Source organism: Corynebacterium sp. HMSC072A04 (assembly GCF_001809235.1).
Classification (GTDB): Bacteria; Actinomycetota; Actinomycetes; order Mycobacteriales; family Mycobacteriaceae; genus Corynebacterium; species Corynebacterium hiratae.
The window spans coordinates 167,262-179,253 of the sequence record NZ_KV796809.1 but is presented as its reverse complement, the minus strand read 5'-3'; the positions used below and the strand labels follow the sequence as shown (position 1 = coordinate 179,253).

Here is an 11,992-nt window from a genome sequence, read left to right as displayed (position 1 = left end):
CCTGTTGGCTGATGCTTGTGCACCGGGTGCCGGCGAGGGTTCCTCCAACTAGGAGAACCGTAGGATGTGTTTCCTCTAACAACACCGCTAAGGGAGGAGCGTTAACCTCCCACCCAACCTGAGAGTTGATGGAGTAGGGCATTGCTGCCGGGGCATAAGACTCCGGTAGCAAGCCCTAGTTCTCAACTTGCTTGTATTTGTTTGGTACTTTTGTTTACTTGATATTCCCGAAATACATTTAGTTATTTCATTAAGTCTTGGGTCTCCACCGAAGCTTTTCCTTTCCTTAAGCTGCGCGTGTGGAGGCTCATGGCCACTGGCTTCTTTGCCGGTGTGCAAGTACCCCGTCGCGTAGGTCAGAGGACGCGGCGGGGTACATCTTTATGTTTTTGACGTGACTCGGCATCGTGTTCTGTTGAAGTCGCCTTTAGTCTTCGTCTGTCTCGGCTGTCATTGTCCTGCTGGGTTTGTGTTCTAATGCGCGTGCCACTGTTTGAGGTGTTCAAGCAGGATGCGGTCGGAATCCACCTTTGCCTCGCGGTTGGCTGCGATTGTGCCGCCCATCATTGTTTCCCAGGAGGGGCCGATGAGTTCGTCGATGCTCTCGTGAAAGAGGTGGCCGGCGCCTTCGTAGATGTGGGGCTCAAGGTTCTCGTTTTGTGCGGCCAGAGCTTCCGCGGCTACGTCGCCTTGCCACATGGCGTCCTCGGCGCCGGCGAACAGAAGGCCGTTGCCTTGGAAGTTGCTCAGGTTGATGGCGGACTCGGGGCTAGCTGCAGCAGCGTCGGCCTCATAGCCGGCGCGGTAGGACACGGGCAGGCCAAGCGCGAAGCGGAGCATAACCTTGCCCATTTCTTTTCCTTGTAATTTCGCAAAAGGAACGGGCTCACCGTGCCAGGAGAAACTACTCGTGGAGCCGCTGCCGCGCTGGTAAGTCAGACTGCCGTAAGTGTGGTGCGCAGGCGTGTAGAGAACGATGTTGTCGATCTGCGGGTAGCGGGCGGCGAGATTGCCAGTAAGCTCCGCGCCCTTGGACGTACCGATAACAGTCAGCGGTCTGCTGCCGTTGCCGTGCTCCTCAGCGTAGGCGAGGACCTCGTCAAAGAACTCGAGTGGGACCTCGTCGATGAATTCCTTTTGCCCGGGCTTACCAAAGAAGTACAAGGCGAGCACATCGTACCCGGCATCACGGAGCATTCGTGCCTGTTCCACGTTGGCACCGCCGTCCGAGCCGCCAAATACGATGACGGTGCCTGGGCGGGCCTGTGCAGATTGTTGTTCCTGTCCGGTGGCTAGCGGCGTGAGGTGGAAGCCCTTCATGTAGCGGCCGTCAATTCTTGAAACTCCATCTTCTTTGAGAATGCGATCATCGCCACCTGCTGGCGGCTTGGGTGCAGCAAAGCGCCTGGAGTTGATGGAGCGGATTACCCAGACACCGGCGGCGGGGGCAACGATGCACACAAGAGGTATGCCGATTGCTTTGAAGATGACTTTGATTGAGGGCATAGAGGGGCGAGCTCCTTTGTGATTGACTGTCACTCCAGTCTACTGATGCTTTTGGCCGGCGAAATGTTGTGCACTGGCTTGATGGAGTGCTGGTGGCATGGGGGAGTAGTGGGGCTGCAGTGTGCTCTTAATAGTCCGGCTTGCTAAGCTGTCAGTGCTTTTGAGCGTGCTGAGCCGGTTCTTATTAGTGCTGGCGGCTGTACATAAAACAACAAATTAAACATCGTCACGGGTGCTTCCTCGTTCACACTGTGTTCTGCCTTTGAGGCTGTGCATGGATGTTCCGGAGGAGGCTGAGATGCCGCAGTGCAGCGGCGAACCGTCGAACCTGATCCGGATAATGCCGGCGAAAGGGAGGAATCATGAACTCTGTATCTCATGGTGGATCTGTTAATGGCGCAACTGCGAATGGCGCTGCTGCGCCGCGCAGTTTGAATTGGCGCGTCGTCGACATCGTGGTGGCCTCCGTGCTGGGTGTGGCGTGTGGAATCGTGTTCCTGGCGTGGAACACGGTGGGCTATGCCTGGTTCCAAGCCATGGATGCGCTGACACCGGGGTTGGGTGGTATTGCCACCGGCATTTGGCTTCTTGGTGGAGTCGTTGGCGGTTTGATTATCCGCAAGCCGGGCGCAGCGCTTTACGTGGAGCTGCTGGCGGCCATCGTGTCGGCGGTGCTGGGCTCCCAGTGGGGTATTAGTACGTTGTACTCCGGCATCGCGCAGGGCATTGGTGTGGAGATTGTGCTGGCTATCTTCCTCTACCGCCGCTTTAGCCTGGGCATTGCGATGCTCGGCGGCATGGCAGCTGGCTGGGGCGCGTTTGTGCTGGAGCTGTTTACCTCCGGAAACCTGGGCAAGACCCTGCAGTTCAACATCATCTACTTGGTTACTCTGAGCATTTCTGGCGCCATTCTGGCGGGAGCCGTGGGCTACATCGTGGTCAATGCGCTGGCGAAGACCGGTGCGCTGGACCGCTTCGCGGTCGGCCGAGAGCAGCGCAGTGCTTAAGCAAACGTTGCTTGTTGTGCGTTGCTTGCTGTGGGTGCTTGTTGATTGTTGATGCTGAGCATTGACTGGTAGCTGAAGTAATGGCTGTTGCATGGTGGCTGGTGGCTGATTCTGATGGCTGATGTGGGTTCCGTAGAAGGGATGTCCGCGGGCGCGACGAAGCTTGTCGCGCGCGGCTATGGCTGGACGCATGCGGGGAGGCGTGCGCCGGCGCTGGCGGATATTGACTTGGTTATTGAGCCAGGGGAGAAGGTTCTGCTGTGCGGTGATTCCGGGTCCGGGAAGTCCACGCTGCTGGCGGCCATTGCGGGCGTGTTGGGTGGCGATGACGAGGGCACCCGGGTGGGGGAGATTCTTCTTGAGGATGCCTCTGGTCATAGTGAGCCGCCTGGCCGCACGATTCCGGTGGGCCTGGTGCTGCAGGACCCGGACTCCCAGGTGATTGCCGCGCGTGTGGGCGATGACGTTGCCTTTGGTTGTGAGAACTTGGCCTACCCGCGCGAGGAGATCTGGCAGCGGGTGTCGGCGGCGCTGGAGATGGTGGGGCCGTACGTCGATTTGTCGTTTCCCACGGAGCGTCTCTCCGGAGGGCAGAAGCAACGCTTGGCCTTAGCCGGTGTGATTGCCATGGGCGCGGGCATGGTGTTGCTCGATGAGCCGACGGCGAACCTCGACCCGGAGGGCGCGCGCGAGGTTATTGAGGCCGTGTCCACCATGGTGGAGCGCACCGGGGCCACCCTTATCGTGGTGGAACACCAGCACGCGGCGTGGAGGGGTGTGCTTGACCGTGCGATTGAGCTGAAGGATGGGCGCATCGTCGCCGACGGTCCCGTGGAGGCTGTTGTTGCTTCGCGCTCTATCAGCGGTTTGCCGCGGGCGCGGGATGCTGGCGGGACGTCGCCAAGCAGCACTGGAAGAGCACCCGAATCGGCGGCGCTGTGGAGCACGGACCTGGTCACCCGTTTCGGGCCGCCGCGCAGCTACGCGCTGCCCCGGGGGATGTCCACGGTGATTACCGGGCCGAATGGTGCGGGCAAGACCACGTGGCTGATGACGGTGGCGGGGTTGCTTCCAGCAGTGGCCGGGGAGATTGGTGTGGCAGAGTACGTGCGCCGAGGCCTGAAAGGCTCGCCGTTGACGTGGAAGTCCCGGGAATTGGCGGACCGCATTGGCTTCGTCTTCCAGAACCCCGAGCACCAATTCGTCGCCCGTACGGTGGCGGAGGAGCTGCGCGTGGCACCCCGTGTCATGCACCGCGAGGTGCCGGAGGGGCGCATCGCGGAACTCGTGGAGGCACTACGCCTGGGGCATTTGCTCAACGCCAACCCGTTTACGCTCTCCGGTGGGGAGAAGCGCCGGTTGTCGGTGGCCACTGCGTTGGTCACGGCGCCGGAGGTGCTGCTTCTCGACGAACCCACCTTCGGCCAAGACCCCCACACCTTCACCGAGTTGGTGTGGTTGCTGCGGCGCATGGCGGATGAGGGGACGACGATTGCGTCGGTGACTCATGATCCGTTGTTCATTTCCGCCCTGGGTGACCACCGAGTGGAGGTGAGCCGTGGCTGAGACAACTACGTCGTCGGCGAACGCGGACGACGCTGGTCGCGTCGAACGTGCTGGCCGTGCAGGTTTACTGCACGGCGTGAACCCGCTGACCCGGATTTTCCTCATGTTCGTGTGGGTGAGCCCGCTGTTGCTCTCCGTGGATTGGGTCTCTGCGGCAGTGTCGTTGGCCATGACTTCAGTTTTTGCGCCCCTGTGCGGGGTGTCGTGGCCGCGCCTGTTTAAAGCTGGCTGGTTCCTTTTCCTTATCGCCCCATTGTCTGGCATCTCGATGCTGCTCTACGGCGCGCCGGGCGGGCGGGAGTACTTCAGCTGGTGGCTGATTACTGTCACGGATAACTCGATGGAGCTGGCCATCGCCATCACAATGCGCGTGCTGGCGGTAGCGCTGCCCATGGTGGTGCTGGCGCGGGATATTGACCCGACGGAGCTGGGCGACGCCCTCTCCCAGATCCTCAAGCTACCTTCCCGCTTCGTCATCGGTGCGGTGGCCGGGGTGCGCATGATGACGTTGTTCAAATCCGATTGGCAGTACCTGGCCATGGCGCGGCGCGCGCGTGGGCTGACCGACGAGGGCCGCATCAAGCACCTCATCACCATGTCCTTCGGGCTCTTGGTGCTAGCCCTGCGGCGCGGGGGCAAGCTGGCCACGGCGATGGAGGCGCGCGGTTTCGGGCGAACCCCACCGGGCGGTGGGCAACGCACATGGGCGCGGCCGTCCCGCCTTGCCAGCAGAGACTGGCTGGTGATGGTGGTGGGAACGGGCCTTGCGGCGCTTCCGGTGGTAGTTTCGGTTCTCAGTGGGTCCTGGAGATTCTTCGGACTCTAGGACGACTCTCTCAAAGCTGCACGCTAGACGTACCCAGAAGTGGTGAAGAAATACATGCAGGACGCGGACCGCACGGCCGACCAGGACAGCGGTAAGGACACTGCCCAGACGCACGCCGCCGAGATGGATCGGCTCTTGGCCGATGTGGTGGCGCTCGCCGCGTCGCGCAAGCGCCCGATGCGCCCAGTCACCGTGCTTATCGACGGCCCCTCGGGCGCCGGCAAGACCTGGGCTTCTGCAGCGCTGGCTGAGCGTACCGGGTGGCGGGTAGTCCACCTTGACGAGTTCTACCCCGGCTGGCATGGGCTGCAAGAGGGTTCAGAGATGGTTTCAGAGCAAGTGCTGCGGGAGAATAACCCGGGCTATTGGCGCTGGGACTGGGATGCCAACGCGCCGAAGGACTGGGCGAGCCTGGATGAGCGCGATGATCTGATCGTCGAAGGAGTTGGTTCTGTCACCGAGGCCACCGTGGCCGCCGCCAAAGAGCGCGGCTCCGTGGTGACGGTGCGTATCGACGGGCCACGCGAGAAGCGCCGCGAGCGCGCCCTGGAGCGCGACCCTGGCTATGAAGAGTGGTTTGAAACCTGGGAGCGGCAGGAAAAAGAGCACTTCGCCGAGCGCGCGGTGGAGGCGGACCTGACCTGGGAGTGGCGCTAGCGGTTGGGGATTTGGGCAGATCAAAGGGGTGGTGGTAGTCTGTCCAAGGTTTCATCTTTATAGGAGATGAAAAGTCTGATCGGTATCTCAACCATCCGCTGGGAGAGATTCGTTCTGGACATGCGGAAGGGCCCCGGAGAAGAGCCCCTATTTTTGCATGTTTGGACGTGTGAAAGCGGTCAGTTCAAGCCGAAGTCATAGAGAAAGACTAGATTTATGCCAACTATTCAGCAGCTGGTCCGCAAGGGCCGCCACGACAAGAAGGCCAAGGTTGCTACGGCCGCCCTGAAGGGCTCCCCGCAGCGCCGTGGCGTGTGCACCCGCGTGTACACCACCACCCCGAAGAAGCCGAACTCGGCTCTGCGTAAGGTTGCCCGTGTGCGCCTGACCTCCGGTATCGAGGTTTCCGCCTACATTCCGGGCGAGGGCCACAACCTGCAGGAGCACTCCATGGTGCTCGTCCGCGGTGGTCGTGTGAAGGACCTCCCGGGTGTTCGCTACAAGATTATCCGCGGCGCACTGGATACCCAGGGCGTGAAGGACCGTAAGCAGGCTCGTTCCCGCTACGGCGCAAAGAAGGGACAGTAATCAACAATGCGTAAGAATGCTGCACCGAAGCGTCCTGTAGTTAAGGACCCGGTTTACAACTCCGAGCAGGTCACCATGCTCGTGAACAAGATCCTGCGTGACGGCAAGAAGTCCACCGCTGAGCGCATTGTGTACGGCGCTCTCGAGGTCTGCCGTGAGAAGACCGGTACCGACCCGGTCGGCACCCTGGAGAAGGCCCTGGGCAACATTCGCCCGGACCTCGAGGTTCGCTCCCGTCGTGTGGGCGGCGCTACCTACCAGGTTCCGGTTGAGGTTAAGCCGGCACGTGCCAACACCCTGGCTCTGCGTTGGCTGGTTACCTTTACCCGTCAGCGTCGTGAGAACTCCATGATCGAGCGTCTCGCAAACGAGATCCTCGATGCATCCAACGGCCTGGGTGCTTCCGTGAAGCGCCGTGAGGATACTCACAAGATGGCTGAGGCTAACCGCGCCTTCGCTCACTACCGCTGGTAATCCCTCCGGTATAACCCGCCACATGGCATCATGGCTCGAACAGCGATATTATCGTTTACCTGCGCTGACACTGCGTGTTCTCGCTCCCCTTGGCGGAGCGCTCCACGCTAAACAGTGCGGAACCTAAACTTGAATAGCGTTGTTCGGGCCATTTTTATGGCGTGGGCTCCACGTCTCACGCTGACGTAGAAGCCCAGACGTGGCAAAATAGACCAAGACCTATCCATGAAGACGTCACCTATGTTTCGTCAGTGCATAACTGGCGTCGGCGTCGACGACAATTAAGTTGGGGTATTAACTGTGGCACAAGAAGTGCTTAAGGATCTGAACAAGGTCCGCAACATCGGCATCATGGCGCACATCGATGCGGGTAAGACCACTACCACCGAGCGCATCCTCTTCTACACCGGTATTAACCGTAAGGTCGGTGAGACCCACGATGGTGGCGCCACCACTGACTGGATGGAGCAGGAGAAGGAGCGCGGCATCACCATTACGTCCGCTGCTGTGACCTGTTTCTGGAACAACAACCAGATCAACATCATTGACACCCCGGGCCACGTGGACTTCACCGTTGAGGTTGAGCGCTCCCTGCGTGTTCTCGACGGCGCTGTTGCTGTCTTCGACGGCAAGGAAGGTGTGGAGCCGCAGTCCGAGCAGGTGTGGCGCCAGGCTGCTAAGTACGACGTCCCTCGTATCTGCTTCGTCAACAAGATGGACAAGATGGGCGCGGACTTCTACTTCACCGTCCAGACCATCATTGATCGCCTCGGTGCTAAGCCGTTGGTCATGCAGTTGCCGATCGGTGCTGAGGACGACTTCGATGGCGTCGTCGACCTGATCAATATGCAGGCACTGACCTGGCGCGGCAAGGTAGAAACCGGAACCGAAGCCACTATCGAGGAGATCCCTGCCGAGTTGCAGGAGAAGGCTGAAGAGTACCGCGAGAAGCTGCTCGAGACCGTCGCTGAGTCCGACGAAGAGCTCATGGAGAAGTACTTCGGCGGCGAAGAGCTGACCATTGAGGAAATCAAGGGCGCTATCCGCAAGCTGACCGTGAACTCCGAGATCTACCCGGTCCTCTGCGGTACCGCTTACCGCAACAAGGGTGTCCAGCCGCTGCTCGACGCTATTGTTGACTACCTCCCGAACCCGCTGGACATCGGCGAGGTCAACGGTACCTCCCTCGACGGTGAGGAGACCCTGACTCGTAAGCCTTCCGTCCAGGAGCCGTTCTCCGCACTGGCCTTCAAGATTGCCGTGCACCCGTTCTTCGGCAAGCTCACCTACGTGCGTGTCTACTCTGGCCAGGCTATCCCGGGCGAGCAGATGCTCAACTCCACCAAGAACAAGAAGGAGCGCGTGGGCAAGCTCTTCCAGATGCACGCGAACAAGGAGAACCCGGTCGAGCACGCCGACGCCGGTAACATCTACGCGTTCATCGGCCTGAAGGAAACCACCACCGGTGACACCCTGTGTAACCCGGACAACCCGATCATCCTTGAGTCCATGGACTTCCCGGATCCGGTTATCCAGGTTGCTATTGAGCCGAAGACCAAGGCTGACCAGGAGAAGCTGGGTACCGCTATCCAGAAGCTCGCCGAAGAGGACCCGACCTTCACCGTTCACCTCGACGAGGAGTCCGGCCAGACCGTTATCGGCGGTATGGGCGAGCTGCACCTCGACGTTCTGGTTGACCGCATGAAGCGCGAGTTCAAGGTTGAGGCCAACATCGGTAACCCGCAGGTTGCTTACCGCGAGACCATCCGCAAGAAGGTCGAGTCCCTGGAATACACCCACAAGAAGCAGACCGGTGGTTCTGGCCAGTTCGCAAAGGTCATCGTTACCATCGAGCCGTACAACCCGGAGCCGGAAGAGCTGGAAGAGGGCGAGTCCGCAACCTACAAGTTCGAGAACTCCGTCACCGGCGGCCGCGTTCCGAAGGAGTACATCCCGTCCGTCGACGCTGGTATCCAGGACGCTATGCAGTACGGCTTCGTCGCTGGCTTCCCGCTGGTGAACATCAAGGCCACCCTCGAGGATGGCGCTTACCACGACGTTGACTCCTCTGAGATGGCCTTCAAGCTCGCCGGCTCCCAGGTCCTCAAGGAGGCCGTCGCTAAGGCTAAGCCGGTTCTGCTGGAGCCGATCATGGCCGTTGAGGTTGTGACCCCGGAGGAGTACATGGGTACCGTCAACGGTGACATCTCCTCCCGTCGTGGCCAGGTCTTCGCTATGGAAGACCGCTCCGGCGCCAAGGTCGTCAAGGCCAAGGTTCCGCTGTCTGAGATGTTCGGCTACATCGGTGACCTGCGTTCTTCCACCGCTGGTCGTGCAAACTTCACCATGGTCTTCGACTCCTACGCTGAGGTTCCGTCCTCCGTGGCACAGGAGATCATCGAGGAGCGCACCGGCGCCAAGGCCTAACTTTTAGGCCCTGCCGCAAAGGCGTACATGCGGGGCTGGTAGTCTTCGCCAGTGGAAGACCAGTTCCGCGCCTTGGGGTAGCGGTCGGCTGAGCGCACACGCATGATGTGGGTTGAGCCGGCCGTTACCCTCCCAGGATCCGTTAATTTGATTCTTGTCGAGGGTCAACGTCCGCACGTGTTGGGCGGGGTTACCTCCTATTTAGGCAGTTTGAAAAAACTGCGGCATAAATCTAGGATCGTGTAACTGGCACGTAAGAAAGCGTCATTAGCGCTTATGAGCTCCGGCTCGAAGTGCCAATGGCAATACAAACCACGTGGCTGCGAAATACGTAGCCGCCATAGAGTCCAGGAGGACAAACAGTGGCAAAGGAGAAGTTCGAGCGTACGAAGCCGCATGTGAACATCGGCACCATCGGACACGTCGACCACGGCAAGACCACCACCACCGCAGCGATCACCAAGGTTCTGGCTGACGCTTACCCGGAGGAGAACACCGCTTTCGCCTTCGACATGATCGATAAGGCTCCTGAGGAGAAGGAGCGCGGTATTACCATCAACATCTCCCACGTTGAGTACTCCACCCCGAAGCGCCACTACGCACACGTGGACGCCCCGGGCCACGCCGACTACATCAAGAACATGATTACCGGTGCTGCTCAGATGGACGGCGCTATCCTGGTTGTTGCTGCAACCGATGGCCCGATGCCGCAGACCCGCGAGCACGTTCTGCTGGCTCGCCAGGTTGGCGTTCCGTACATCCTCGTTGCACTGAACAAGTGTGACATGGTTGACGATGAGGAAATCATCGAGCTCGTCGAGATGGAGATCCGTGAGCTGCTCGCTGAGCAGGACTACGATGAGGAAGCTCCGATCGTTCACATTTCCGCTCTGAAGGCTCTTGAGGGCGACGAGAAGTGGGTACAGTCTGTTATCGACCTGATGCAGGCTTGCGATGACTCCATCCCGGATCCGGTCCGCGAGCTGGACAAGCCGTTCCTGATGCCGATTGAGGACATCTTCACCATTACCGGCCGCGGTACCGTTGTTACCGGCCGTGTTGAGCGTGGCTCCCTGAACGTCAACGAGGACATCGAGATCATCGGCATCAAGGAGAAGTCGATGTCCACCACCGTTACCGGTATCGAGATGTTCCGCAAGATGATGGACTACACCGAGGCTGGCGACAACTGTGGTCTGCTTCTGCGTGGTACCAAGCGTGAAGAGGTTGAGCGTGGCCAGGTTTGCATCAAGCCGGGCGCTTACACCCCGCACACCAAGTTCGAGGGTTCCGTCTACGTCCTGAAGAAGGAAGAGGGCGGCCGCCACACCCCGTTCATGGACAACTACCGTCCGCAGTTCTACTTCCGCACCACCGACGTTACCGGCGTCGTCAAGCTGCCTGAGGGCACCGAGATGGTTATGCCGGGCGACAACGTTGAGATGTCCGTAGAGCTCATCCAGCCGGTCGCTATGGACGAGGGCCTGCGCTTCGCTATCCGCGAGGGCTCCCGTACCGTCGGCGCTGGCCGCGTTACCAAGATCCTGGGCTAATTCTTGCTAGGGCCTAAGGCCCTTCCTGATTTAGCAGGTCTGTGAGCCGCTCAATCCCTGATGGGGTTGGGCGGCTTTGGTGATCGTGGGCCTACTAGGCTTGAGAGTTATGTTCGACCCAACCCGCATTGACCGCACCCTCGCCGCACTGCGCGCCGCGTGGGAAGGCCAACCGGACCTTCCCCTGGGAACCCTGTTTGGCATGTTGGCGGCGGAGGGCTACGGCTGGGGCGTGCCTGACGACGAACTCAGCGCGCGGCTGGAGGCGATGGCGGCTGTGCATCCCCCGCTTGTGCCTCTCGACGTCAATCTCGTCACCGAGGGCCTCTGGCTCGTCGTTACGCCCACACACCGCGTGACACTAGCCCCTACGACTGCGGCCCCTCGCAATGTGGAGCAGAGCCGACAGGCGGAGTCTGTGGCGGTGGTGAGACCGATATCCAAGGACGGGCAGCGTGGCCAGCCGGTGGCGTGGACAGTGTCAGCCCTCCGGCCCGTTGGACCAGGACGACCGCTCGTGATTGCCGATGCCGAAGGCTTCGAGCATCGGTTTGGCGTCGTCGAGTCCGTTACACGCTTGCGAGAAGACCATCGCAACCTGACCGGCCTTAAGCGACGCAGCGTGGGGGACCGAGTGTGGTTCATTCGTACCGATGCCGAAACGATCATCCTTGACCACGGCCTCCACATCGTGGAGCGCAAGAATCGGGAGCTTATCCGTACCGACTTCTCGTGGCACACCATCGAGGCCGGGGAAGTCGGGGAACCGCTTCGCGTCCACCTTTCCCGGGGCACGCTGCACACCTTTGGGCGTATCCAGGAGGTCATTCTCGCTGAATCCGCGCCTTGGAACGAGCCCGCCTCGCCTTACTAGCGAGGCCCTGTTCAGCCCGCCGAAATCCTCGCGACGCGCCTAACCCGCCAGGTCTTTTGCACTTCTCGAGCAGATAGCCGCTAGCACGCTGCTCCGCGCGTTAGATCGCCGATGTGCCCACTGAACTGTGAGGTTAACGCCTGAATCGTTGCGTGGGTTCGCCAAGTTCCCTGTCACCCTGGCTGTGGTTGCTGGGTCTCGTTCTTTAAGGGCTTAAGGATCCTGCCGTGGCTGCCCCTGTTGTATCCGGCGTCGAGTGAAGCGCAACCTGGGATCGCCGATGTCCCCGTCAGCATGTTTTGTCTGACGGGTTCTTCTATCGGGAGCGCTTTTGTTGCAGGTAATTGGCGCTTTTTGTGTTTGGTGGCTGGGGTGTTAGCTGCTGTCCGGTGGCGGGTCTGGTGGTTGTCCTGCTTGCTCGGCGGTGAGTCTGGCGACTGCTTCTTGGTATTCCGGCATTTCCGTGATTGGTGTACCCCAGGGCGGGATGAAGCTGACCCCGGTGTTGAGGCGG

General features: G+C 60.3%; 10 protein-coding genes and 1 riboswitch. Of the genes, 9 read left to right on the top strand and 1 reads right to left on the bottom strand.

Going from position 1 to position 11,992, the window contains the following annotated elements:
- Positions 1-474 precede the first annotated feature (474 nt).
- Entirely contained in the window at positions 475-1,506 is a 1,032-nt protein-coding gene (locus tag HMPREF2565_RS11620; protein WP_246819153.1) for an acyl-CoA thioester hydrolase/BAAT C-terminal domain-containing protein, read from the bottom strand.
- A gap of 218 nt (positions 1,507-1,724) precedes the next feature.
- Positions 1,725-1,880: riboswitch (TPP riboswitch) on the top strand.
- On the opposite strand from HMPREF2565_RS11620, the gene HMPREF2565_RS11615 reads away from it, so the two are divergent.
- From HMPREF2565_RS11615 to HMPREF2565_RS11575, 9 genes are all read left to right on the top strand, one after another.
- The gene (locus tag HMPREF2565_RS11615; RefSeq protein WP_070821431.1) at positions 1,869-2,513 is read left to right on the top strand and encodes an ECF transporter S component; all 645 of its coding nucleotides are present in this window, start codon (positions 1,869-1,871) and stop codon (positions 2,511-2,513) included. (Overlaps the previous riboswitch by 12 nt.)
- 141 nt (positions 2,514-2,654) lie before the next feature.
- Entirely contained in the window at positions 2,655-4,079 is a 1,425-nt protein-coding gene (locus HMPREF2565_RS11610; protein ID WP_371326315.1) for an ABC transporter ATP-binding protein, read from the top strand.
- 103 nt (positions 4,080-4,182) lie between these two features.
- Positions 4,183-4,905, top strand: coding sequence for an energy-coupling factor transporter transmembrane component T family protein (locus HMPREF2565_RS11605; RefSeq protein WP_070821430.1), 723 nt, complete (start codon positions 4,183-4,185; stop codon positions 4,903-4,905).
- A 54-nt stretch (positions 4,906-4,959) separates the two neighbouring features.
- Positions 4,960-5,562 (top strand): nucleoside/nucleotide kinase family protein, encoded by a 603-nt coding sequence (locus HMPREF2565_RS11600; protein WP_071407404.1) that lies wholly within the window; start codon positions 4,960-4,962, stop codon positions 5,560-5,562.
- Between the two features lie 216 nt (positions 5,563-5,778).
- Entirely contained in the window at positions 5,779-6,150 is a 372-nt protein-coding gene (gene rpsL, locus HMPREF2565_RS11595; RefSeq protein ID WP_005286791.1) for a 30S ribosomal protein S12, read from the top strand.
- Positions 6,151-6,156: 6 nt separating this feature from the next.
- Entirely contained in the window at positions 6,157-6,624 is a 468-nt protein-coding gene (rpsG, locus tag HMPREF2565_RS11590; protein WP_046648491.1) for a 30S ribosomal protein S7, read from the top strand.
- Positions 6,625-6,924: 300 nt separating this feature from the next.
- Complete coding sequence (fusA, locus tag HMPREF2565_RS11585; protein ID WP_071407403.1) at positions 6,925-9,051, top strand: elongation factor G; 2,127 nt, start codon at positions 6,925-6,927, stop codon at positions 9,049-9,051.
- Between the two features lie 362 nt (positions 9,052-9,413).
- Positions 9,414-10,604, top strand: coding sequence for an elongation factor Tu (gene tuf, locus HMPREF2565_RS11580; protein ID WP_046648489.1), 1,191 nt, complete (start codon positions 9,414-9,416; stop codon positions 10,602-10,604).
- Positions 10,605-10,713: 109 nt separating this feature from the next.
- Positions 10,714-11,478 (top strand): hypothetical protein, encoded by a 765-nt coding sequence (locus tag HMPREF2565_RS11575; protein WP_071407402.1) that lies wholly within the window; start codon positions 10,714-10,716, stop codon positions 11,476-11,478.
- Positions 11,479-11,992 lie beyond the last annotated feature (514 nt).

Coding starts and splice junctions, on each gene's coding strand:
- rpsG (WP_046648491.1), top strand. CDS start 6,157: ATGCGTAAGAATGCTGCACCGAAGCGTCCTGTAGTTAAGGACCCGGTT.
- HMPREF2565_RS11615 (WP_070821431.1), top strand. CDS start 1,869: ATGAACTCTGTATCTCATGGTGGATCTGTTAATGGCGCAACTGCGAAT.
- HMPREF2565_RS11610 (WP_371326315.1), top strand. CDS start 2,655: ATGTCCGCGGGCGCGACGAAGCTTGTCGCGCGCGGCTATGGCTGGACG.
- HMPREF2565_RS11605 (WP_070821430.1), top strand. CDS start 4,183: ATGTTCGTGTGGGTGAGCCCGCTGTTGCTCTCCGTGGATTGGGTCTCT.
- HMPREF2565_RS11600 (WP_071407404.1), top strand. CDS start 4,960: ATGCAGGACGCGGACCGCACGGCCGACCAGGACAGCGGTAAGGACACT.
- HMPREF2565_RS11620 (WP_246819153.1), bottom strand. CDS start 1,506: ATGCCCTCAATCAAAGTCATCTTCAAAGCAATCGGCATACCTCTTGTG.
- rpsL (WP_005286791.1), top strand. CDS start 5,779: ATGCCAACTATTCAGCAGCTGGTCCGCAAGGGCCGCCACGACAAGAAG.
- HMPREF2565_RS11575 (WP_071407402.1), top strand. CDS start 10,714: ATGTTCGACCCAACCCGCATTGACCGCACCCTCGCCGCACTGCGCGCC.